General features: G+C 72.6%; 19 protein-coding genes. 8 read left to right on the top strand and 11 right to left on the bottom strand.

Features of this window, described 5'->3' with window-relative positions:
• Position 1: 1 nt before the first annotated feature.
• The 10 genes from OHU35_RS38565 to OHU35_RS38520 all read right to left on the bottom strand — a co-directional run bounded on the left by OHU35_RS38565 (position 2) and on the right by OHU35_RS38520 (position 10,002).
• Positions 2 to 694 carry a gamma-glutamyl-gamma-aminobutyrate hydrolase family protein gene (locus tag OHU35_RS38565; RefSeq protein ID WP_229872798.1) on the bottom strand — a complete coding sequence of 231 codons (693 nt, stop codon included), beginning with the start codon at positions 692 to 694 and terminating at the stop codon, positions 2 to 4.
• The gene (locus OHU35_RS38560; RefSeq protein WP_405508641.1) at positions 691 to 2,181 is read right to left on the bottom strand and encodes an aldehyde dehydrogenase; all 1,491 of its coding nucleotides are present in this window, start codon (positions 2,179 to 2,181) and stop codon (positions 691 to 693) included. Before OHU35_RS38560 ends, OHU35_RS38565 begins: the two co-directional genes overlap by 4 nt.
• A gap of 29 nt (positions 2,182 to 2,210) precedes the next feature.
• On the bottom strand, positions 2,211 to 3,662 hold the full coding sequence (locus OHU35_RS38555) for an APC family permease (RefSeq protein ID WP_189722071.1): 1,452 nt from the start codon (positions 3,660 to 3,662) through the stop codon (positions 2,211 to 2,213).
• Positions 3,663 to 3,798: 136 nt separating this feature from the next.
• Positions 3,799 to 4,401, bottom strand: coding sequence for a TetR/AcrR family transcriptional regulator (locus tag OHU35_RS38550; RefSeq protein WP_189722072.1), 603 nt, complete (start codon positions 4,399 to 4,401; stop codon positions 3,799 to 3,801).
• Positions 4,402 to 4,480: 79 nt separating this feature from the next.
• Positions 4,481 to 5,326: a fumarylacetoacetate hydrolase family protein gene (locus OHU35_RS38545; protein WP_189722073.1), complete on the bottom strand. Its 846-nt coding sequence runs from the start codon at positions 5,324 to 5,326 to the stop codon at positions 4,481 to 4,483.
• On the bottom strand, positions 5,319 to 6,239 hold the full coding sequence (locus tag OHU35_RS38540; RefSeq protein ID WP_189722074.1) for a 3,4-dihydroxyphenylacetate 2,3-dioxygenase: 921 nt from the start codon (positions 6,237 to 6,239) through the stop codon (positions 5,319 to 5,321). Before OHU35_RS38540 ends, OHU35_RS38545 begins: the two co-directional genes overlap by 8 nt.
• Positions 6,232 to 7,695 (bottom strand): aldehyde dehydrogenase, encoded by a 1,464-nt coding sequence (locus OHU35_RS38535; protein ID WP_405508639.1) that lies wholly within the window; start codon positions 7,693 to 7,695, stop codon positions 6,232 to 6,234. The genes OHU35_RS38540 and OHU35_RS38535 overlap by 8 nt, the downstream gene beginning before the upstream one ends.
• Positions 7,696 to 7,794: 99 nt before the next feature.
• Positions 7,795 to 8,604: an acetoacetate decarboxylase family protein gene (locus tag OHU35_RS38530; RefSeq protein ID WP_405508638.1), complete on the bottom strand. Its 810-nt coding sequence runs from the start codon at positions 8,602 to 8,604 to the stop codon at positions 7,795 to 7,797.
• Complete coding sequence (locus OHU35_RS38525; RefSeq protein WP_189722077.1) at positions 8,601 to 9,812, bottom strand: NAD(P)/FAD-dependent oxidoreductase; 1,212 nt, start codon at positions 9,810 to 9,812, stop codon at positions 8,601 to 8,603. The genes OHU35_RS38530 and OHU35_RS38525 overlap by 4 nt, the downstream gene beginning before the upstream one ends.
• Position 9,813: 1 nt before the next feature.
• Positions 9,814 to 10,002, bottom strand: coding sequence for a ferredoxin (locus OHU35_RS38520; RefSeq protein ID WP_405508636.1), 189 nt, complete (start codon positions 10,000 to 10,002; stop codon positions 9,814 to 9,816).
• A 337-nt stretch (positions 10,003 to 10,339) separates the two neighbouring features.
• Here OHU35_RS38520 and OHU35_RS38515 point away from each other — a divergent pair, with 337 nt between their 5' ends.
• From OHU35_RS38515 to OHU35_RS38500, 4 genes are all read left to right on the top strand, one after another.
• Positions 10,340 to 11,689 carry a glutamine synthetase family protein gene (locus OHU35_RS38515; RefSeq protein ID WP_189722079.1) on the top strand — a complete coding sequence of 450 codons (1,350 nt, stop codon included), beginning with the start codon at positions 10,340 to 10,342 and terminating at the stop codon, positions 11,687 to 11,689.
• Positions 11,690 to 11,718: 29 nt separating this feature from the next.
• The gene (locus OHU35_RS38510; protein ID WP_189722080.1) at positions 11,719 to 13,005 is read left to right on the top strand and encodes a cytochrome P450; all 1,287 of its coding nucleotides are present in this window, start codon (positions 11,719 to 11,721) and stop codon (positions 13,003 to 13,005) included.
• Between the two features lie 104 nt (positions 13,006 to 13,109).
• On the top strand, positions 13,110 to 14,492 hold the full coding sequence (locus OHU35_RS38505; RefSeq protein WP_405508633.1) for an FAD-binding oxidoreductase: 1,383 nt from the start codon (positions 13,110 to 13,112) through the stop codon (positions 14,490 to 14,492).
• A gap of 31 nt (positions 14,493 to 14,523) precedes the next feature.
• Entirely contained in the window at positions 14,524 to 15,333 is an 810-nt protein-coding gene (locus OHU35_RS38500) for an alpha/beta fold hydrolase (protein ID WP_359892896.1), read from the top strand.
• Between the two features lie 7 nt (positions 15,334 to 15,340).
• Here OHU35_RS38500 and OHU35_RS38495 read toward each other — a convergent pair whose 3' ends face one another.
• Positions 15,341 to 16,180 (bottom strand): (2Fe-2S)-binding protein, encoded by an 840-nt coding sequence (locus OHU35_RS38495; RefSeq protein ID WP_359892899.1) that lies wholly within the window; start codon positions 16,178 to 16,180, stop codon positions 15,341 to 15,343.
• 171 nt (positions 16,181 to 16,351) lie between these two features.
• On the opposite strand from OHU35_RS38495, the gene OHU35_RS38490 reads away from it, so the two are divergent.
• From OHU35_RS38490 to OHU35_RS38475, 4 genes are all read left to right on the top strand, one after another.
• Complete coding sequence (locus tag OHU35_RS38490) at positions 16,352 to 17,524, top strand: ATP-grasp domain-containing protein (protein ID WP_359892902.1); 1,173 nt, start codon at positions 16,352 to 16,354, stop codon at positions 17,522 to 17,524.
• The gene (locus tag OHU35_RS38485) at positions 17,521 to 19,251 is read left to right on the top strand and encodes an IucA/IucC family protein (RefSeq protein WP_405508630.1); all 1,731 of its coding nucleotides are present in this window, start codon (positions 17,521 to 17,523) and stop codon (positions 19,249 to 19,251) included. The genes OHU35_RS38490 and OHU35_RS38485 overlap by 4 nt, the downstream gene beginning before the upstream one ends.
• An 89-nt stretch (positions 19,252 to 19,340) precedes the next feature.
• Entirely contained in the window at positions 19,341 to 21,086 is a 1,746-nt protein-coding gene (locus OHU35_RS38480) for an IucA/IucC family protein (RefSeq protein ID WP_405508628.1), read from the top strand.
• Positions 21,083 to 22,291 carry a type III PLP-dependent enzyme gene (locus tag OHU35_RS38475; protein WP_405508626.1) on the top strand — a complete coding sequence of 403 codons (1,209 nt, stop codon included), beginning with the start codon at positions 21,083 to 21,085 and terminating at the stop codon, positions 22,289 to 22,291. The genes OHU35_RS38480 and OHU35_RS38475 overlap by 4 nt, the downstream gene beginning before the upstream one ends.
• Positions 22,292 to 22,297 lie beyond the last annotated feature (6 nt).

The raw sequence follows: 22,297 nt of genomic DNA, 5'->3' as shown, positions 1-22,297 counted from the left end.
CTCACCGGGCGGCGGCCCGTACGAGCGCGTCGAACAGGCCCTGCTGGGCGGGGTCTTCGTGGGCGGTGTCCTCCGGATGCCACTGGACGGCCGTGAACCAGCCGTGGGCGCCCGGGAGTTCGAGGGCCTCGACCGTGCCGTCGGCCGCCCGGGCCGTGACGCGCAGGCCGGTGCCCAGCCGGTCGACACGCTGGTGGTGGTAGCAGGACACGTCGGTCTTCTCGGCACCGGTGGCCCGGGCGACGACCGAGTCCGGTTCCAGGGTGACGGGGTGCACCAGGTGCCGGTGCTCGCGTTCCGGGCCGCCCATGTCCTGCTCCAGGGTGCCGCCGAGGGCCACGTCGACGACCTGGAGACCGCGGCAGACCGCGAGCAGGGGCAGGCCCGACTCCAGGGCGTGGCGGGCGACGGCGAGGTCGAAGGTGTCCTGGAGGGTGTCGACGTCGTAGACGGTGTCGTGCGGGGCGGCGGCGCCGTAGCGGGCGGGGGCGAGGTCGCCGCCGCCGGGGAGCAGGACACCGTCGAAGCGGGCGAGCCGGGCGGCGGTGCCGGTGTCCGCCGGGTGGATGCCCACCGGTTCGCCGCCGGCCCGCCAGACGGCCTCGATCAGGGCCCGGGCGTTGACCTCGGCGGCGTACCGGAGTGCGGAGGTCCGCGCGGAGAACCGTGCGGGGACGGCGATCAGCGGCCTCACAGCTGGATCCAGGTGGTCTTGAGCTCGGTGTACTTCTCCAGCGCGTGGGCGGACTTGTCGCGGCCGTTGCCCGACTGCTTCATGCCGCCGAAGGGCACGGTCAGGTCACCCTCCTCGTAGCAGTTGACCCAGACCGTCCCGGCCCTCAGCCTGCGGGAGACCTGGTGGGCGGTGGACAGGTCGGAGGTCCACAGGCCGGCGGCGAGGCCGTACTCGGTGGCGTTGGCCAGGCGGACCGCCTCGTCGAGGTCGTCGAAGGCGAGCACGGACAGGACGGGGCCGAAGATCTCCTCCCGGGCCAGTCGCGAGCCGGGGCCGACCTGGTCGAAGACGGTGGGCTCCAGGTACGTCCCGCCCGTCTCGGCGAGGACCCGTTCGCCGCCGGTGCGCAGGCGGGCGCCTTCGTCGACGCCGCGCCGGACGTGGTCGTGTACGCGGTCCAGATGTGCCCGGCCGGCCAGCGCGCCCATCTCCGTCGCCGGGTCCAGGGGGTCGCCGACACGCAGCTCCCGGGCCCGCCGGACCACGGCCTCGGTGACCCGCTCTGCGATCGAGGCGTGCACGAGCAGCCGGGAGGGGGCCGTGCACATCTCGCCCTGGTTGAAGAAGATGCCCCAGGCGGCCGTGGCGGCGGCCTGGTCGAGGTCGGGGGCGTCGGGCAGGACGATGTTGGGCGACTTGCCGCCGAGTTCCAGCCAGACCCGCTTGAGGTTGGAGTCGGCGGCGTAGCGCAGGAAGTGGCGTCCGACGGCGGTGGAGCCGGTGAAGGCCAGGACGTCGACGTCGTGGTGGAGGCCGAGGGCACGGCCGGCTGTGGGTCCGTCGCCGTTGACGACGTTGAGCACGCCCGGCGGCAGTCCGGCCTCGGTCGCGAGGCGGCCCAGGAGCAGGGCGGAGAGCGGGGAGTGCTCCGAGGGTTTCAGGACGACCGTGCAGCCGGCCGCCAGCGCCGGGGCGATCTTCCAGCCGGCCAGGGTCAGCGGGAAGTTCCAGGGGACGACCGCTCCGACGACTCCGGCGGCCTCCCGGGTGACCAGGGCGAGGGCGTCCGGGGCGGTGTGCGGGGACTCGTCGGTGAGCTTGTCCGCGAGCTGGCCGTACCAGCGGAAGGTGCTGATGACGGCGCGCAGTTCGATGCCGTGGGCGTCCGTGATCGGTTTGCCCATCTCCAGGCTGACGGTCAACGCGAGTTCCTCGCGCCGCTCGTCGAGCAGGTCGGCGAGGCGGAGCAGGGCCCGGCCGCGCTCGGCGGGCGCCAGGCGCGGCCAGGGGCCGGTGTCGAAGGCCCGCCGGGCGGCGGCGACGGCCGCGTCCACCTCGGCGGCGCCCGCGTCGGCGACCTCGGCGATGATCCGGCCGTCCCGCGGGGACACGACCGGGAACGTCGCCCCGCTCCCGGGTTCGTCGGCGCCGTCGACGTGATGGGCGCCGGAGAGCTGGAACGCCTTGGCGCGGCGCAGCCACTCGTCGTGGGTGACGGCCGGCATGGAACCTCCTTGGGATGTCTGTGATCAGGTCATGCGTTCGCGGACGGCTTGCGCACCCGCGCGGCCACCACGCCCAGCGCCATGACCACCGGGACCGACAGCGTGAGCCACAGGGCCGTGGTGCGCTCGCCGCCGATGAGGGTGGTGAAGTTGGCGAGGATGAGCCAGATCGCCCCGGCGATGCCGAGGGCGCCGAGGGCGGGTGCGATCAGGGTGTTCCAGGGGCGGGCATCGAGACGTTCGCGGCGGAAGAAGACGACGACGGACACCGACGTCAGCAGGTACAGCAGCATCATCGCCAGGACGGCGACCCCGCTGAACCAGGAGAACAGCGTGAGCACCGGGTCCTTGCCCGCCAGCGCGAAGGGGAGCACGAGGAGAACGGCCAGGACGGTCTGGACGCAGCCGGCCGCCCAGGGGGCGTGGCGGCGGTTGAGCCCGCACAGCCGGCGCGGCAGCAGCCCGTCGCGGCCGAGCGAGAACAGGTAGCGGTTGGCGGAGTTGTGGAAGGTGAGGATGCCCGCGAAGAGGGAGGTGGCGAGCAGGACCGGCAGTACGTCGCCCACCCAGCCGCCGAACTCGGCCGCGATGGGCGCGAAGACGAACCCGGCCCCGTCGCCGCCTTCCAGGGCCTTGCCCGCGGCCTCGGTGGCCCTGGAAGCTCCGTAGGAGGAGACGATCATCCAGGAGGTCAGGGCGAAGAACCCGGTGACCACGGCGACCGCGAGGTAGGTGGCCCGCGGCACGGTCTTCCTCGGTTCTCGGGCCTCCTCGCCGTAGATCGCGGTGGCCTCGAAGCCGAACATGGACGCCACGGCGAACATCACGGCCACGCCCGGCGCTCCGTCCAGGGCGGCGGACGGGGAGAAGCTGTCCGCGAGGCCGAGCCCCTCGGGGCCGCCGCCCTGGACGAGGGTGACCAGGGCGAAGACCGCCAGGATGCTGAACTCGGCCAGGACGAAGACGGCCAGCACCTTGGCGCCCATCTCGACACCGGCCGCCCCGAGCGCCTGCACGACGGCCATGGTGGCCAGCGTCCAGACCCACCACGGCAGGTCGAGGCCGGTGTGGCTCGCGACCAGGCCGCTCACGATGGAGCCGTAGAGCCCGTACATGGCGGCCTGGATGGTGCAGTAGGCGAAGAGCGCGAGGCCCGCGCTGCCGGTGCCGGTGGTCCGGCCCAGGCCCTTGCCGATGTAGGTGTAGAAGGCGCCCGCGTCCACGACATGGCGGCCCATGGCGACGAAGCCCACCGAGAACAGCAGGATCACCAGGCCCGCCACCACGTAGGCGGCGGGCACGCCGGGCCCGTTGCCGAGCGCCACGGCGATGGGGGCCGCGCCGGCGATGCCGGTGAGCGGGGCCTGGGCGGACAGGACGAAGAAGAGGATGCCCAGGACGCCGAGGGCGTCGGGCTTGAGCGTGCCTGCGGTGGGCGCGTCCGGTTTCGCCGTGTGCGGGGAGACCGTCTGACTGTCCACTCGGATCACCTGCCAGAGGGAGGAAGGATCGTTTCAGGCCAAACGAGTTGCCTCATCGTGGGGCGGAACTATCCGTTTGGCAAGGGGTGAGGGACGAGGAATTCCAGGGCTCCGGGGCCGAAGAGGCGCGGAGAGGTCAGGCCTCGTCGCCCCGCCGCTCGGCGAGCAGCCGCAGCACCCCGCGCAGCTCGTCGAGGGCCTCCTCGATGACCTCACGCTCGCCGAAGACCAGCTGGTGCAGGACGAGTCCCTCCAGCGTGGCGAAGACCATCCGGGACAGGCCCTCGTCGACCGGTCCGGGCAGCATCTGGGTGAGTTCGCGCCGGGTCGCGTCGAAGTACTCGTCGTACAGCGACCGCAGGTGGGCCAGGAGCTCGGGACGGCGCCGGGACTCCAGCAGCAGTTCGTACTGGAACGCCTGGAGGTCTGGCCCCGACTCCACCATGTCCGTCAGCCCCACCGAGAAGTCGGCGGCCTCGCCCGTGCCCGGTTCGAGGGCGCTGCTGCTCAGGGAGGAGCGGATGGCGTGGGCGACGGCCTCCTCGATCAGGGCGTCGCGGGAGCCGAAGTGGTGCACGACCAGGCCGTGGGTGACGCCGGCCTCCTCCGCGACCGCCCGGTAGGTGAGCCTGCGCAGCCCGCCCCGGGCGACGACCCGCACGGCGGCCTCCAGAAGGGCCTCGCGGCCCGTGCCGTAGTTCACGCGCTTGCGGGGGCGGCGGCCGGCGGGCTCGGTCATGTCCGCGACCCTACCCGGGCCGTCCCGCTCGGCGACGCGGCCGGTTGCCACGTCGGCGACGCCGCATCCGGTCCCCACGTCAGCGGCGCGGCGGCCGGATGCCACGGAACTCCCAGTCGCCGCCGAGCGCGGTCGACAGCACCTCCTCCGACTCGGTGGGCTGGGCACCCACGTCCGTGCGGACGGCGGTCGGCCCGGTCACGATGTGGTTGGTGAGCCGCCCCAGCCCTTCGACCTCCACCTCCACGACGTCTCCCGGCTGGACGGGGCGCGAGTTGGCGGGCGTACCGGACAGGAGGACGTCGCCGGGGTGGAGGGTGATGGTGCGGGCGATGTCGGCGACGAGGTAGTGCATGTCCCACGTCATCTCGTCGGTGGAGCCGTCCTGTACGACCTCCCCGTTGACGTAGGTCCGCAGCCGCTTGCCGTGGAAGTCCCAGTCGGTGACGAGGCCGGGGCCGAGCGGGCAGAGGGTGTCGGAGCCCTTGACGCGGAGCATGGAGCCGGCGTCGGTGTCGCGGAAGTCGTGCAGCCCGTAGTCGTTGGCGACGGTGTAGCCGGCGATGTACTCCCCCGCCTCGGCCGGTGCGATGTTCCGCGCGGTCCGCCCGATGACGATGGCGACCTCGCCCTCGTAGTTGAGCCACCTGCAGCCCTCGGGGCGGACGATCGCGCCCTGGTGGGCGTTGAGGGCGGAGGTCGGCTTGTGGAAGTAGGTCGGGGTGCCGGGCAGGCCGATCCGGAACTCGTCGACCCGGCTGCGGTGGTTGAGATGGACGGCGATGACCTTGGAGGGCACGACCGGCGGCAGGTGCCGGGCGTCCCCGGCCTTGACGCGGCGACCGTCCCCGGCGACGAGTTCGTCACCGTCGACGGTGACCTGGACGGCGGCGCCGTCGAGGAGGATGCGGCGGTACTCAGGCATGGGCGGACTCCTGCGCGGGGGTGTGGTCTGCGGTCCAGCCGCCGGCCGGGCGGTCGAACCAGAGGTGGACCTGGCCGGTGCCGACGGAGTTCTCGTACGCGCCGTACTGCCGGGCCCGGGCGACACAGGCCTGCTCGCCGAGGGCGCCGGCCAGCATCAGGTAGTGGAAGAACTTCGCCTCGGGCTTGTACCGCCAGAACTCGTCCATGGTGTCGAGGACCTTGTCGTGGCGGCCCTCCTTGAACCAGGCGATGCGCTCGCGGTCGGCCTCGCGCGCCTCGGGCGTACGGATGTGCACCGGGTCGCTGGCCTCGTGGTCGCGCAGTTCGCGCAGCGGCCAGAAGGTGTGCGACAGGGCGCCCGAGGCGATGACCAGGACCCGTCGCCCCGGGGTGGCGGCGATCCCGTCGGCCAGCGCCCGCCCGAGCCGCAGATGGTCCTCCATATCGCCGGTCTGGCAGACACCGATGGTGACCCACCGCTTGTCGGGCAGGCCCTCGCCCAGGTACTTCCAGAGGTTGAGGGTGGCGTAGTAGATCGGCAGATACGCGTCGTCGATCGGGGTGATCCAGGTGCCGTGCCGGTCGGCGAACTTGGCCACGTTGTGGGCGAGTTCGGGGTCGCCGGGGAAGTCGTACGGCATCCTGCACATGCCGCGCGGCAGCTCCTCGGAGGTGAACAGGCCCGCGCGCCGCTCCTGCGCGGTGACGACGAACTCGACGGTGGTCGCCCAGTGCGAGTCGAGCACGACCACGGTGTCGTAGTGGTCACGCTCGAAGACGTCCCCGCGGAGTTCCCGGAGCCCGGTCACGAGGGTGATCTCCTTGCCCTCGTTGAGCTCCAGCCGGTCCGCCTCGGGCAGCACGATGGTGGGCACGTGGGCGAGCAGCCCGGCCCCGACGATCTCACCCATGGTCGTGGTTCCATCCCTTCGGGGCGGTGACGGTGTTCTTCAGGTCGCAGTAGAAGTCGAAGCTCCAGGTGCCGCCCTCACGGCCGACGCCGGACTGCCGGGAGCCGCCGAAGGGCGCCTGGAGGTCGCGTACGAAGAAGCAGTTGACCCAGACCGTGCCCGCGACGAGCCGGGCGGTGACCCGCTCGGCACGGTCGCGGTCGCCGGTGGCGACGGTGGCGGCCAGCCCGAAGCGGGTGTCGTTGGCGAGCCGGACGGCCTCGTCCTCGCCCGCGAAGGTCTGGAGGGTCAGGACCGGCCCGAAGACCTCCTCCTGCACGATCTCGGAGTCCTGGGCGACATCGGTGAGCAGGGTCGGGGCGTAGTACTGCCCGTCCTTCCGATGCCCTCCCATGACGGCCCGCGCCCCGGCCGCCACAGCCCGCTGCACGAACCCGTCGATCTTCTCCAGCTGGCGGGGATGGATGGTGGGCCCGACGTCGGTGGCCTCGTCCCGCGGATCACCCTGTTCCAGAGCCGTGGCCTTCTCGACGAACCGGCGGGTGAACTCGTCGGCGACCGTCTCCTCGACCAGCAGCCGGGTGCCCGCCAGACAGACCTGCCCGGCGTTGTCGTACTGCTCGACGGCGAGGTCGACGGCCAGTTCGAGATCGGCGTCGGCGAACACCAACAGCGGTGACTTACCGCCGAGTTCGAGGCTCAGGGGGGTGAGCTGGGCGGCGGCCGACTCCGCGATCCGCTTCGCGGTCGGCACGGACCCCGTGAAGCTGATCCGGCGCACGTCCGGATGCGAGGTCAGGGCGTCCCCGATCTCCGAGCCGTACCCCTGGACGACATTCAGCACCCCGGCCGGCAGCCCCGCCTCGGCTGCGATGTCGGCCAGCAGGGAGGCGGTCAGCGGGGACCACTCCGCCGGCTTGAGAACGACGGTGTCGCCGGCGGCGAGGGCGGGGGCGACCTTCCAGGTGGCCAGCATCAGGGGTGCGTTCCAGGGGGTGATCAGCACGCAGGGCCCGGCCGGGTCCCAGCTGACGTGGTTGGTGTGCCCCCGGGTCTCGAAGTCCTCGTGGCCGAGCGACAGCAACCAGTCGGCGAAGAACCGGAAGTTGTGGGAGACGCGGGGCATCACGCCCCGGCGGTGCGAGCGCAGGAGGGCGCCGTTGTCGGTGGTCTCGACGACCGACAGCTCTTCGATCCGCTTCTCGACCCCGTCGGCGATGGCGTGGAGGAGGCGGGCGCGTTCCGTGCGAGAGGTCGCCGCCCAGGCGGGAAAGGCCTCCCGGGCAGCAGCCACGGCGGCCCGAGCCTCGTCGGCACCGCCCCGGGCGATCTCGCCGAGGACGCTGCCGTCGATCGGCGAGTGGTCCGTGAAGGTACCGCTGGAGGCGACGCGCCGGCCACCGATCCAGTGCCGGGTATCGACGTCGACTCCGCCGACAGTGATCTTGTCAGGCATGAAAACAGCTCCTTTTGTATCGGGGGGCGGGGTCTCGCCCTCCAGGGGCGCGGGGAACTGCGCGACCAGCCACAACGAACCCGCACCCACCCACACAGCTCACTCGGCAGACGCCCCCGACGTACCGACCTCCAACAGCCGCCCCCCATCCCAGACCACCCCGACCTGCCGGTAATACGCAGCGATCGGCTCACGAACTTCCAGCCGAGCAAGCTCCTCGGTGGGCGCCTCGAACAACTCCAAATCCGCATCACCGACCCACGGCTGCCCACCCTCAAAGGAAGCCGCACCCGACTCGACCAGCTCGTCGAGAGCCAGCCCCTTGCCCTCGATCGACGGCAACCACCGGTGATGCGCCATGGGATGCGCGTTGACGAAGCCGCCGGTCTCAGAAGGCTCGCGCAGCGTCACCACGGCCTGAGCGATACGCCGGTCCGCCGCGGCCAACGTCGCCCCGAACCGCGCCCCCGCCTCGATCCGCGGCGCGGGCCCGTACGGATGCGGCCGCGTCTGATGAATGGACCCGAGCTTCTTCGGATACCCCTGATGCAGCCCTCGCGCGATCGCGAAGTCCTTGTCGACCCAGATGTAGACGCACCGCGAGTAGGTCCGCCCGCGGAACACGCACCGCACGACCGCGAACGCCTCCTTGTACTGCGCCCGCACAGGATCGAGCAGCTCCTCCCCCGCACCCGAGCACGACTGCCAGTCCGCCCAGATCAGGGCGACGGCCCCCGGATCCTCGTCGGCCAACTCCAGCGGTTCGGGGAGCAGTTCGCGCACCCGCGAGGGATCCGTCCGGTACTCGACGGTCAGCAGGTCACCGGAGTAGCGCCACGGCGGCGCGGGAATCAGCGACGAGGCACCGCTCGCCGTCTTGGGGTGGAAGTAACCCTGAACAACGGTCACTTGAGGGCTCCTTGCACAGTGAGGGCGGGCTGCTTCAGCAGCTCGGCGCGATAGCGGGCGGCGGCACGACCGACGGCCGGCCCGCCGAGCGCGACGACACCGACCAGCAGTCCGTCGCGGTGGTAGCCGGCCAGGACGTCCCCCGACGGATCGCCGTCGAGGACCCGGACGTCACCGAGCCCCAGGACGGGCGCGCCGAAGGACTGGAGCCGGAAGTCGTGCTGGTCGCTCCAGAACGTGGGCAGCGGAGCGAAGGGCGTCAGATCGGCCACGCCGCCGACCAGCACCTTCGCGGCATGCTTGGCCGAGTCCGCCGGGACGGACCAGTGCTCGACCCGGCGCGGCACACCGTCGTAGCGGGCGTTGGGGAAGCGGGCGACATCGCCGACGGCGACGACGTCGGACCGGCCGCCGACGCGCAGGTGTGCGTCGGTGAGCACCCCGTCGTCCAGGTCGAGTCCGTTGCCGTCGAGCCACTCGGTGTTGGCGGCCGAGCCGACGGACTCCACCACGACATCGGCGGGGAGCACGGAGCCGTCGCCCAGGACGACACCGGTGACGCGGTCCTGCCCCTCGAACCCGGCCACGCCCGCACCGAGCACGAAACGCACCCCGCGCTCCTCGTGCCGCCGCAGCAGCGCGCGGGCGAGCAGTTCGCCGAGCGGCCCGACCATCGGCAGGGGCAGCGGGTCGACCACCGTCACCTCGGCCGCGCCCAGCCCGAGCGCCGTCGCGGCGACCTCGCAGCCGATGAACCCCGCACCGACCACGACCACCCGCACCCCGGGCCGGGTGAGTTCGCCCCGCAGGACCTGGGCGTCGTCGATCGTGCGGACGGTGTGGCGGCCGGCGACCGGCCCGGGGCAGCGCAGCCGCCGGGGCCGCATGCCGGTGGCGACGACCAGGCCGTCGTAGGAGAGCACCGAGCCGTCGTCGAGTGCGACGGTCCGCTCGGCGAGCCGGGCCGCGACCGCCTTCGTGCCCAGCCGCCACTCCACGTCCGCCACGGACGCCTTCGGGGTGAAGGCCAGCGACGTGAAGGCCGCCTTGCCCGCGAGGACCTCCTTGGACAGCGGGGGCCGGTTGTACGGGGGGTGCGGCTCGTCGCCGAGCACCGTGATGCCGCCGGTCCAGCCGGCGGTGCGCAGCTGCTCGGCCGCCCGCAGGCCGCCCAGGGAGGCGCCGGCCACGACGATGCGCCCGCTCATGTCAGTCCTCGATCCGGATGGCCTGGAGCGGGCAGACGTCCGCGGCTTCCTCGACCTCGTCGCACAGGGCGTCGTCGGGGTCGGGGACGTAGGCCAGGCGGCCGGCGTCGTCCATGTGGAAGACGTCGGGGGCCGCGAAGACGCACTGGCCGTGGTCCTGGCACTTGTTCATGTCGACGACGACCTTCATGGCCGGTCCTCCTGAATGTGAGGGCGTCGAAGGGGAGGGAAAGGGGCCCGGCCGGAAGGGCCGGGCCCCGGCCAACGGGGTGCGGTCTGACACGCCCCGAACTCGTTTGGCTTCAAACAAGGTAGGCAGGGGCCGAGGTCTGGTCAATAGCTATCCGGATGGATAAATTCTTGCCCCGCCCTCTTGCGGCACCCCTCACCCACCCCTACCGTTTGGCATCAAACAAAGCACCGGGCGGTCCCTGGCTCCGCCGCGCCCGGCCTGCTCGCTCTCCCGCCACCCGCCTCCCCGGCCCCGTGTCCCGGAGGTGTCCCGACGTCCGCCCGAGGAGACAACGGTGAGCGCTCACGACCTTGAAGAAGTCCGCCGCCACATGGAGCGGCTCGCCGCCGACGGCATCGACGTGGTCCGGGTGACCTATCCCGACCTCATCGGCACCGACCGGGCGCGTGACGTGCTGCTCGAGGAGCTGCCCCGGGCCTGCGCGCACGGTCTCGCGTTCTGCCGGGCCGTCTACCACACCAGCCCGCGGGGCGACGTGGTCCCGGTCAGCGGCGGGCTGGACGCGGGGCTGCCGGACATCTGCGTACGGCCCGACCTCGGCACGCTGGTGCCCCTGCCCTGGGAGCCGGGGGTGGCCGCCTGTCTGGGCGAGGTCGTCGACCCGGCGACCGGCGCGCCCGCCCCGGAGTCGCCCCGCGACCTGCTGCGCGCCGTCCTCGCCCGGTGCACCGACCACGGGCTGCGGCCGGTGGTCGGGCCCGAGCTGGAGTACTTCCTGTGCGAGCCGGACCCGTCCGGCGGCTGGCGCCGCTACGCACCCGACCCGGGCGTCGTCTACACCGCCGGGCTGCGCGCCGACCCCGCCAACCACCTGCTGCGCACCCTGCGCCACGTACGCGATCTGGGGATCGGGGCGATCAGCGGCAACCACGAGTTCGACGGCGGCCAGATCGAGATCAACCTGGCGCACTCCGACGCCCTCTCGGCCGCCGACCGGTCCTTCCGCTTCAAGGCGGCGATCAAGGAACTGGCCCGCAAGGAGGGCAGGCTGGCCACCTTCATGGCCAAGCCCTTCAACGACGCGGGCGGCTCCGGCTTCCACCTCCACCTCTCCGGCGAGGACGACCAGGGCCGCAACACCTTCGACGACCCGTCGGGCCCGTACGGCCTGTCCGCCGTCGCCCGGCACGCCGTGGCCGGAGTCCTCGCCCACGCGCCCGCCCTGGCCGCGCTGCTCAACCCCACCGTCAACTCGTACAAGCGCTTCGGCCCGGACACCCTCGCGCCCTGGCTGATCGACTGGGGACTGGACAACCGCAGCGCCATGGTGCGCATCCCGCCCGAGCGCGGCTCGGGGGCCCGGTGCGAACTGCGGCTGGGCGACGCGAGCGCCAACCCCTATCTGGCGATCGCCGGCACGACGGCCGCCGCCCTCCTGGGCGTCCTCGCCGGCGAGGAGCCGCCCGCACCGCTGGAGGGCTACGGCTACGACACCTCCCGGTCCGCCGCCCTGCCGCAGACCCTGTCCGCCGCGCTGGACGCGCTGGAGGCGGACACCGCCCTGACCGACCTGCTCGGCAAGGGCTTCACCACATCCTTCCTCTCCTACAAGCGCGACGAGGTCGAACGCTTCCACCGGCACGTCACGGACTGGGAGTTCACCGAGTACGCCTACCACCTGTGACGCCCCCTGTGCCGCCGAGGAGCTGTTCCATGACCACCGAGACCCCGACCGACGCGCTGCGCGAGCCGCTGCCCCTGGCCGACGTGAACCTCGCCGACCTGGACCGTTTCACGGACGGCGTCACACCCTGGCGGATGTTCCACACCCTGCGTCACCAGGACCCCGTGCACTGGCAGCCGGAGGAGGCACCCAACTCCGGTTTCTGGGCGGTGACCCGGCACCGGGACATCGTCCGGGTCGACCGCGACCCGGAGACCTTCACCTCCACGAGGTTCGTCAACCTGGAGGAGGTCGACGACGACCAGATCAAGAAACGCGCCTCGATCCTCGAGCTGGACGGGGTCCGGCACCGGGCACTGCGCAGCCTGATCCAGCGGCAGTTCGGCGCGAACGTGATCAGCGGCTACACCGACTTCCTGCGCGGCCTGACGGCGCGGACCCTCGACACCGCGCTCGCCAAGGGCCGCTTCGACTTCGTCGAGGACGTCTCGGCGGACTTCCCGATCAACGTCCTGGCCCGGCTGCTGGACGTGCCCCCGGAGGACAACCAGCGGCTGATCGACTGGGGCAACCGCATCATCGGCCACACCGACCCGGACTACGCGGACGTCCTGCTGCACAGCGAGGAGAGCGAGAGGTACCGCGATCTGCCCTTCCGCTCCCCCGCCTCGCTGGAGGTCTTCGAGTACGGCCGGGAGCTGGCGCGGCGGCGACGCGGCGGCGACGGCACCGACCTGGTCTCCCGGCTGGTCAACACCACCCCCCGGGACGGTGTGCCGCTCTCCCCGCAGGACTTCGACAACTACTTCCTGCTCCTGGTCGTCGCCGGCAACGAGACCACCCGGCACACCATCTCCCACTCGATGCTGGCCCTGATCCAGCACCCCGAGCAGCTGGCCCGCCTCCAGGAGGACCCCTCGCTGATCCCGGTCGCGGTGGAGGAGTTCCTGCGCTGGGCCTCCCCCGTCTACCACTTCCGCCGCACCGCCACGCGCGACGTCGAACTGGGCGGCAGGCGGGTCAGGGAGGGCGACAAGGTCGTGATGTGGTTCGCCTCCGGCAACCGCGACGAGGAGGTCTTCGGCGATCCGTACGACTTCGACGTCACGCGCGCCGACAACGACCACGTCACCTTCGGCAAGGGCAGCCCCCATCTGTGCCTGGGCAATCTGCTCGCGCGCACCGAGATCCGGATCATGTTCGAGGAGCTGATCCCGCGCCTCGCGGACATCCGCCTGGCCGGTGACGTGCCGCGAGTGCGGTCCAATTTCGTCAACGGCATCAAGAAGCTGCCGGTGGAGGTCACCCTGACCTGAATCCGCGGACAGCCGGGCGGTGGCTCTCCGCCGGACATGCACAGCCGCGCGGTCGGCGGGAGGCTGGTGATAGCAGCACGGTCACGCGTCCCGAGGAGATCGTCATGAACAGCGCCACCCTGGAAGACATGCGGACCACGCTGCGAGGACCGGTCATAGGCCCACGGGACGCCGAGTACGACCAGGCCCGCAAGATCTACAACGCGATGATCGACAAGCACCCCGCGGCCATCGTGCGGTGTGCGGACGCCGCCGATGTCATGGCCGCGCTCACCTACGTCCGCGATCACGGCCTGGAACTCGCCGTGCGGGGCGGCGGGCACAGCGGACCGGGCCTGTGCCTGGTGGACGACGGTGTCACCATCGACCTGTCGCCGATGCGCGGGGTGCGCGTCGACCCGGCGGCGAAGACCGCGCAGGCCGGCGGCGGCGCTCAGCTCGGCGACCTGGACCACGCCACGCACGCCTTCGGCCTGGCCACCCCGACCGGCATCATCTCCATGACGGGGGTCGGGGGCCTGACCCTCGGCGGCGGGCACGGCTATCTCACCCGCAAGTACGGGCTGACCGCGGACAATCTGATCGCCGCCGACGTCGTGCTGGCGGACGGCAGCTACGTCACCGCGAACGCGGACGAACACCCGGACCTCTTCTGGGCCCTGCGGGGAGGCGGCGGCAACTACGGCATCGCGACCTCCCTCACCTACCGGCTGCACCCGGTGGACACGGTCGGGGTCGGGGTGACCGTCTGGCCGGTGGAGCACACCCGCGAAGCGCTGGCGTGGTACCGCGAGTTCCTCCCGCAGGCGCCCGAGGACGTGTACGGCTTCTTCAACGTCTTCGTCGTCCCGCCCGGCCCGCCCTTCCCCGAGGAGCTCCACCGGCGGAAGGTGTGCGGCATCGTGTGGTGCCACACCGGCGACCTGGACCGGCTCGACGAGACGCTCTCCGTGGTGCACGAGGCCGGACCGCCGGCCTTCCACTTCACGACTCCGATGCCCTACGTCGGGCTGCAGAGCATGTTCGACGAACTGATCCCGACGGGCTACCAGTGGTACTGGCGCGGCGACTTCTTCGACCAGATCCCGGACGCCGCCCTGGACGTGCATCTCAAGTACGGCGAGAACAACCCCACCCAGCTCTCGCTGATGCACCTCTACCCGGTCGACGGGGCGGCCCACCGGGTGGGCCCGGACGACACGGCGTGGAGCTACCGGGACGCGGTCTGGTCCGGCGTCTTCGCCGGTGTGGACCCCGATCCGGTCAACGCCGGGGCCATCAGGCAGTGGTGCGTCGACTACCAGGAGGAGCTGCACCCGTACTCCATGGGCGGCTCGTACGTGAACTTCATGGGCACGGGCGAGGGCCAGGAGCGGGTCCGGGCGACGTACCGCGACCACTACGACAGGCTCGCCCGGGTCAAGCGGACCTACGACCCGGACAACCTGTTCCACGCCAACCAGAACATCGCGCCGGCGCGAGGCTGACGGCCACGGTTCCCTGCTCCGGGAGGCGGCCATGGGACAGATGATCGACGCCGGCGGCGTGGAGCTCTGGGTCGAGCGACGGGGCCAGGGGCCCGACGTCCTGCTCATCTCCGGGCTCGGGGATCCCGTCGAAGCGTGGCAGCCACAGCTCGACGGGCTCGCGGACCGCTACCGGCTCACCGCCTTCGACAACCGGGGCGCCGGGCGTACGCCCCTGCCCGAGGGGCCGCTCACCATGCCCCGGATGGCCGACGACGCCGCCGCACTGCTGCGCACGCTCCAGATACCGGCCGCCCACGTGACCGGTTTCTCGGGGGGCAGCTTCATCGCCCAGGAGCTGGCGCTGAGGCATCCCTGTCTCGTCCGCAGCCTGGTCCTGATGAGCACGACGGCCCGCCCGGACCCCTACTTCCGCGCCATGACGCGCTTCTGGGAATGGATGGTGGAGCGGGCCCCGAGCGAGCGGGCCATGCTGGAGGCGTTCTACCTGTGGATCTACACGCCACGCGCCCACTCCGACGGCCTGGTCGACCGCCTCATCGACGAGACGCTGGCCTTCGAACACCCGCAGTCCGCCGAGGCCTTCCGCCGCCAGCTCGCGGCGTTCTCCCGCCATGACACGTCCGACCGCCTCGGCGGCATCACCGCGCCGACCCTCGTCCTCGCCGGCGAACTCGACCTCGCGACGCCGCCGCGTCTCGGCCGTGAGGTCGCGGAGGGCATCCCGGACGCCGAGTTCGAGGTGCTGCGCGGAGAGGCTCATCAGCCGTTCCAGGAGGTGCCGGAGGTGTTCAACGCGCGGGTCGAGGCCTTCTGGCACAAGGTGGAGGCGGAAGACTGACGGCTCGTCACTCCTCGAGCCGGCGCAGCCGTTCCGTGTCGCAGACGCGGGGGCAGGTGCCGCAGGCCTCGTCGGGCCGGATGGCGTAGTAGAGGCAGCAGCCGGCGCGCGTGCGGGTCGTGTGACGGCGGCCGTCGGTGCCGGTCAGCAGGCGGAAGTCCGCTCCCGAGGGGTACGGGCTGACGGGTTCGGGGAGCAGGGCGGTCGCCGCGCGTACGGCGTCCTCCTCGCGGCCGAGGGTCCGGCCCAGGTACCAGATCCCGGAGACGAGGTCGTCGCCGACCATGCCCCACAGGGCGCGCGGTCCGCGGCGCACGGCGGGGCCGAGGGCGGTGAGCAGCGGGCGCATGTGGTCGGCGACCGCGGCGCGCAGCTCGGCCCGCAGGGCCTCCTCGCCCGCGACGGTCACCGCGCCGGGCAGCGCGGCGACGGGATCCCCGGGCAGGCAGGCGACGCGGGGCTCGGGCGTGATCGTGTACGCCCCGGCCGCGAGGTCCAGGCGCACCGACTGGGGCCGGATGCGCGGCACCCGGCGCTCCAGGTACCAGACGCCGCTCATCAGGAGGGCGACCGACCAGGCGTAGTCGTGCAGGGCGCGTGAGGCGGTGACATGGGAGCGGGGGGTGTGGGCGAAGCGGGTGTGGATGCGCGTCGCCTCGGCCTCCAGGAAGGCGTCGAGGGCTGACTGGTCCGACATCAGTTCGGCGCCGGTGAAGGCCGGTTGATCGTAGGCCGTCCGGGGGTCCGCGACCTCGACGGTCAGCGCCTCGCAGATGCCGGTCAACCGCCGGTAGGCGGTACCGAGGACGGAGACGAGGGTCGGCGGTGACTCCAGGACAGTGCGCATCGATCACTCCTACGGGCAGTTGCAACCCGCGATTGGATAGGTAAGGCTAACCTAAGGTACAAGATCGTCGGACGCGCTCGTGAACGCCCGGCCGATCAAGGGCCGTCCACGTCACGGGGGTCTCGCGCGGGCTGCCCGCCGCCACCCCCCACCCACCAAGGGAAGACCGCCATGCGCCTGTACCTGCTCGCCCTCAATCCGACCGACTCCGTCACCGAGGGTTTCCTGCCCGCCGCCGCCCGGCTGGGCCTGGACGTCACCGTCCTCACCGACCAGCCCGACGCCCACCGGAGAACCTGCCCGGACGTCGAGGTCCTGGAGTGTGACGTGCGGGACTTCCGGGCCGTCGTGTCGCGGATCTCGGTCCACGACAGCCCGGGTGCCGTCTTCACCAACAGCGACCACCTCCAGACCCAGGCCGCCCTGGCCGCCGCCTACTTCGGCCTGCCCGGCAAGGACTGGCGGGCCACCCTGCGTTGCAAGGACAAGGCGGAGACGCGCCGCCGGCTGGCCGCCGCCGGAGCGGACACCGTCTGGTCGGCCGAACTCACCGCACCGACCGCCTTGGACGCGCCCTACCCGTGTGTCGTCAAGCCCCGCGAGGGCGTGGCCAGCGAGGACGTCGTGCTCGTGGACGGCCCCGAGGACCTGGCGATCCGCACCAAGGAGATCCTGGAGCGCCGGCCGGGCACCACCCTGGTCGTCGAGGAGTACCTCCCCGGCGAGCTGTGCACGCTGGAGACCCTGGGCGACGGCCGGGTCCGGCACGTCCTGGGCGGCTTCCGCACCGAACTGTCGCCGCCGCCGCACTTCGTCGAGCAGCGCCTCACGTTCGTCCCCGCCCACCCCGAGCCGGTCGTCGCACAGGTCCTCACCCAATTGGACGCGCTCGGCGTCGGATTCGGCGCCTGTCACACCGAGTTCGTGGTGCACGAGGGGCGGGCACGGATCATCGAGGTCAACTACCGGGCCATCGGCGACCAGTGCGACCTGCTACTCGAACGGCTCCTCGGCATCCCGCTGTTCGAGTACATCCTCCGCACCCACCTGGGCGAACCGCTCCCGGCCGATGCGGGTGCCCGGCGCGACCGCGCCGCCCTCCTGGAGTACCCGTGCGCCGACCGGGCCGGGACCCTGACCGACGCCCCGGCCGCCACCGAGCTCAGCGTCGACGGGGTGTGTCTGACGTACCGTCCGCTGCGGGCGGTGGGCGAGCGGCACGAGCTGTACCGCACCAACCGCGACTACCTCGGCGTCCTGCGGGCCACCGGCACCGACCAGGACACCGTGGACCGCGTGGCCGCCGGTTTCCTGGCCACCCACCGCTGGGAGATCCGGGCGTGACCGTACTGCCACCCGCGCCGGACACCTGCGCGGCCGAGCTGATCACCCGGGTGCTGAGCGCTCTGCTGCGCGAGGACGTCGTCGGACTGCGCACCCGGAGCACCCTCGTCCACCGGCCGGACGGACCCTGGCTGCGGCGTGCCGCGGGTCGCGACGCCCTGCTGCTGCCGGTCGCCGAGGACGGCTTCCAGTGCGGGTACGCCGCCCGGCTGCCGCTGCTCCTGCGCGCGTCGGACGGCGCCGAGCTGACGTCGTACGAAGAGGTGCTGAACGCGCTGCGCGCGCTCGCCGAGCCCGAGGACCGGGCCGGTTTCGACGCCTTCGCCGAGGAGTGCCGGCAGACGCTGGCCACGTTACGGCTGCACGCGGACACCCGCGATGCCGTCGCCGGGCGGCTGACCGACCGCCACGGTGCCGATCCGGCGCGCTGGACCGGCCTCGGCGGCGGGCCGGCGTTCGACACGCTCGCCGCCCGTCTGGACCATCCGGTGTACCCGACCGCACGCGGCCGGGCAGGGCTGGACGAGGGGCACCTGCGGTCGTACGCGCCCGAGTTCCATCCGCGGTTCCCGCTGCGCTGGCTCGCCGTGCCCCGGGAATCGGTGCTGCTGACCGGCACGCTTCCCGAGCTGTGGCCGACGCCCGGGCGGCTCGGGCTGGCCGGGCTGGAGCGCACGCACCTCGCCCTGCCGGTGCACCCGCTGACCGTCGGCCCTCCGCTCGACGCGGCCTTGCGCGCCACCGGCCTGCGCGGGCGGGTGGTACTGGCCGAACGGGGCTGCCTCGACGTCGTACCCACCCTGTCCATGCGGACGGTGGCGACGGTGGCGGACCCGGCGCTGCACCTCAAACTGCCCCTAGCCATCTCCTCGTTGGGGCTGCGCAACAAGCGGTCCGTCAAGCCCGGCACGCTCGTCGACGGGGCCGTGGGGCAGCGGCTGATCCAAGAGGTGGTCGCTCGCGAGCCCCGGTTCCGGGACACGGTCCTGCACGCCGACGAGACCACGTACGCCCACGCGGGACACGAACTGCTGGCCGTGCTGTGCCGCCGCCACCCGGCCGGCCTCGGGGACTCGGTCGTCGTGCCGATGGCGGCGCTGCTCGCCGAGGCGCCGGACGGACGGCTGGTCGTCGACCATCTCGCCGACCGCTTCTACGACGGCGACCCGCTCGCCCTGCTCGACGCCTGTCTGACGCTGCTGTTCGACTGGCAGACCACGCTGTTCGGGTACGGCGTCGCGCTGGAGTCGCACCAGCAGAACATCTCCCTGGTGCTCCGGCCGGGCGGTCTCCGGCTGCTGTTCAAGGACAACGACGGGCCACGCGTGGACACGCGGCGGCTGCATGCCCGGCTCCCGTGCCGGTGGGACTTCGACGACCCCCGGATCCTCGGCACGGAGGACGGGCCGGTGGCCGACCTCTTCGCCACCATCACCGTCCATCTGTGCGCGGGCGCCTACGCGTTCGGGCTCGCCCGGCACGGCCGCGCCCCGCTGCCCGTGCTGCTGCGGCTGGTGCGCGAACGGCTGACCGAGGCCGTGGAGCGGCTCGGCGGAGAGGCGGGTGACGTCCTGCGCGCCCGGGTCCTCGACGCCCCGGAACTGCCGGTGAAGGCGATGGTCACGGCCGGGACGCTGCTCAGCAAGGAGCGGTCGGGCGCCGCCGACATCAACAAGCACTACACCACCGGTCCCAACTACCTCCTGCCGTCCCGGAGTACGCCATGAGCGCCGCGAGCCGGACCGCCGGTTCCGCCGTTCGTCCCCCGTACTTGCCCCCTCCTTCCCACGAACCCGCGCAACCGCTGGAGCCTGCCATGCCCCCGCTGACCGAATCTCCCGGCCGCACCGCGGCACCGGTCCGCCTGCCCACCGCCGACGACGTGGTGGCCCACACCCTGCTGAACTGTCTGCTGCGCGAGGTGTCCGGGCCCGAGCGGCAGACCGTCGTCGCCGACGGCCGTCTGCTGCTGCGGCTGCCCCGCCGCGGGGTGCTGCTGTGTGTGGCCCTGCGCCGTACGTCGCTGCTCGGCGCGCACCGGTTCACCGGCCCGGTGCGCGAGGAGCGGGCCGGCGGCTGGGCGGACGTGGACTGGCGGCGGCTGGCCGAGTACACGCGTGACGAGTTGTCGCTGCGCACCGGTGTGCGCAACGAGGAGTTCCTGGCGCAGGTCGTCTCCAGCCACACGGCCGTCGAGGGTGCGCTCACCGCCGGACACGCCCTGCCCCGAGCCCCGGGCCTGCCGGGTGACCCGCGGTCCGCCTACCTCGCCTCCGAGCAGTCCCTGCTCTTCGGGCACCGCTTTCACCCCACGCCCAAGGCCCGCACCGGCGATCCGCGTTCCTGGGCCGCGTACGCCCCCGAGACGGGCGCCTCCTTCCCGCTGCGGCACCTCGCCGTGCGGGAGCACCTGATCGCGCAGGAGAGCGCCGAACCATGGGCCACCGCCGCCCTGGACCGGCAGCGCCCGGAGGTCCCGGCCGGCTACCGGCTGCTGCCCGCCCACCCCTGGCAGTACGAGACGCTCCGGGAGCACCCGCTGCTGCGCGCCGCCCTGGACCGCGGTGACGTGCTCGACCTGGGACCGGGCGGCCGGCCCTTCGCGGCCACCGCGTCCGTGCGCACGCTGTACGACGGGGAGACGTTCCTGAAGTTCAGCCTGAACGTGCGGATCACCAACTGCCTGCGCAAGAACAGCAGTTACGAGCTGACCGGGGCGGTCGCCCTCACCCGGGCACTGACCCCGGCCCTGGCCGACCTGGCCGGGCGTTTCCCCGGCAGCGCCGTGCTGCGCGAACCCGCCTACCGCGGCCTCGCCCTGCCCGGCCCCGACGGCGTGCCGGACCGCGACCTGCTGGAGGGCTTCGGCGTCATCGTCCGCGAGGGCCTGTCCCGGCGGGCCGCCCCCGGCATCACTCCCCTGCTCGCGGCCGCCGTCGCCGACGAGTACCCGACGGGTGCCGCCCAGGTCTCCCGGCTCCTCGCCGGTGCGGACGCGGCCACGGTGCTCGACTGGTGGTCGGCCTACCTGGACCTCCTCCTGCCGCCCGTCCTCGCCGCCTACTTCGACCACGGCCTGGTCCTGGAGCCGCATCTGCAGAACGTGCTGCTCTGCGTCGACAACGCCGGCCGGCCCGCCCAGGTCCTCTTCCGGGACCTGGAGGGCACCAAGCTGGTGCCCGAGCAGCACTCGGAGACACTGGCCGCGCTGCCGCCCGAGGTGGCCGGACCGATGACGTACGACGCGCGGCGCGGCTGGGACCGGGTCGTGTACTGCCTGCTGGTCAACCACGTGGCCGAGATGCTGGCGGCCCTCGCCGACCTGCATCCGGAGACGGAGGCGGCGCTGTGGGCACGCGTGCGGGACACGCTGCGCGCCTACGCCGACCGGCACGGCTGCCCACCCCGCCTGGCCGCCCTCCTCGCCGGGGTGCCGCTGCCCGCCAAGACCAACCTGCTCACCCGCTGGGAGCGCAAGGCCGACCGCGAGGCCGGATACGTCCGGCTGCCGTCGCCGCTGGGCGAAGAGGTGCTGCACGAGGCGAAGAGGAGCTCCCGATGACCCACCCGACCCCCGCGGTGCGCGAGCGTGCCCTGTCGCTGCCGTCCCCGGAACTCCCCGCCTACCTCTACGACTTGGCGGCCCTGCGCGCACACGCCGCCGGGATCCGGGCCGCGCTGCCCGGGCGGGTCGAGCTGTACTACGCGGCCAAGGCCAACCCGGAGGCGGAGATCCTGGCCGCGCTGGAGCCCTGCGTCGACGGATACGAGGTCGCGTCCGGCGGTGAACTCACGCATGTCGCCAAGGCGGTGCCGGGCCGGCCGCTGGCCTTCGGCGGGCCCGGCAAGACGCCGGACGAGGTGACGGCCGCGCTGGAGCGGGGCGTCGAGCGTTTCCACGTCGAGAGCGAGCACGAGCTGCGCGTGCTGGCCGAGCTGGCCCGCCGCGTCGCGCCCGGGCGGCGTGTCGGGGTGCTGCCGCGCGTCAACCTGCCGGATCCCGACGGCTCGCTCGCCGGGAGCTCGCTGGCGATGGGCGGGCGGCCGACGCCCTTCGGCCTGGACCCCGCCCGGGCCGAGCCCGTGATCCGGGCGCTCGCCGACGGGACGTACCCGCAACTCGAACTGCGCGGCGTCCACGCCCACCTGGCCAGCGGCCCGGAAGCGGCCGAGCTGGTGGGGATCGCGGAGAGCGTGGTCGGCTGGGCCACGGGGCTCGGTGTGCCGGTCGCGGAGGTGAACGTCGGGGGCGGCATGAGCGTCGACTACACGGACCCGGAACGCCGCTTCGACTGGGCCGCGTACGGCGAGGGGCTGGACCGGCTCACCGAGGCGCATCCGGGGCTGACGCTGCGGATCGAGCCGGGGCGGGCGCTCACCGCGTACTGCGGCTGGTACGCCACGGAGGTGCTGGACGTGAAGCACAGCCACGGCGAGGAGTTCGCCGTCGTCCGGGGCGGCACGCACCATCTGCGCACCCCGGCGACGAAGGGACACGACCAGCCCTGCTCCGTCCTGCCCGTGGACACCTGGCCGCACCCCTGGCCGCGACCGGCGGCGAAGAACGGGCCCGTCACGCTCGCGGGGCAGCTGTGCACACCGAAGGACGTGCTGGCCCGCCGGGTACCGGTGCCGGAACTCAGGGCCGGGGACCGGGTGGTGTTCTCCCTGGCGGGCGCCTACGCCTGGAACATCTCGCATCACGACTTCCTGATGCATCCCGGGCCCGGGTTCCACTTCCTGGACGACGACGCCCAGTCCTCCTGAGCCGCT

Source organism: Streptomyces purpurascens (genome assembly GCF_045040895.1).
GTDB classification, from domain to species: Bacteria; Actinomycetota; Actinomycetes; order Streptomycetales; family Streptomycetaceae; genus Streptomyces; species Streptomyces purpurascens.
The sequence above is the reverse complement of the archived record's forward strand: the minus strand, read 5'-3'. Positions and strand labels throughout refer to the sequence as shown.

Coding starts and splice junctions, on each gene's coding strand:
- OHU35_RS38560 (WP_405508641.1), bottom strand. CDS start 2,181: ATGCCGGCCGTCACCCACGACGAGTGGCTGCGCCGCGCCAAGGCGTTC.
- OHU35_RS38550 (WP_189722072.1), bottom strand. CDS start 4,401: ATGACCGAGCCCGCCGGCCGCCGCCCCCGCAAGCGCGTGAACTACGGC.
- OHU35_RS38545 (WP_189722073.1), bottom strand. CDS start 5,326: ATGCCTGAGTACCGCCGCATCCTCCTCGACGGCGCCGCCGTCCAGGTC.
- OHU35_RS38540 (WP_189722074.1), bottom strand. CDS start 6,239: ATGGGTGAGATCGTCGGGGCCGGGCTGCTCGCCCACGTGCCCACCATC.
- OHU35_RS38535 (WP_405508639.1), bottom strand. CDS start 7,695: ATGCCTGACAAGATCACTGTCGGCGGAGTCGACGTCGATACCCGGCAC.
- OHU35_RS38525 (WP_189722077.1), bottom strand. CDS start 9,812: ATGAGCGGGCGCATCGTCGTGGCCGGCGCCTCCCTGGGCGGCCTGCGG.
- OHU35_RS38520 (WP_405508636.1), bottom strand. CDS start 10,002: ATGAAGGTCGTCGTCGACATGAACAAGTGCCAGGACCACGGCCAGTGC.
- OHU35_RS38510 (WP_189722080.1), top strand. CDS start 11,719: ATGACCACCGAGACCCCGACCGACGCGCTGCGCGAGCCGCTGCCCCTG.
- OHU35_RS38505 (WP_405508633.1), top strand. CDS start 13,110: ATGAACAGCGCCACCCTGGAAGACATGCGGACCACGCTGCGAGGACCG.
- OHU35_RS38500 (WP_359892896.1), top strand. CDS start 14,524: ATGGGACAGATGATCGACGCCGGCGGCGTGGAGCTCTGGGTCGAGCGA.
- OHU35_RS38495 (WP_359892899.1), bottom strand. CDS start 16,180: ATGCGCACTGTCCTGGAGTCACCGCCGACCCTCGTCTCCGTCCTCGGT.
- OHU35_RS38490 (WP_359892902.1), top strand. CDS start 16,352: ATGCGCCTGTACCTGCTCGCCCTCAATCCGACCGACTCCGTCACCGAG.
- OHU35_RS38480 (WP_405508628.1), top strand. CDS start 19,341: ATGCCCCCGCTGACCGAATCTCCCGGCCGCACCGCGGCACCGGTCCGC.
- OHU35_RS38475 (WP_405508626.1), top strand. CDS start 21,083: ATGACCCACCCGACCCCCGCGGTGCGCGAGCGTGCCCTGTCGCTGCCG.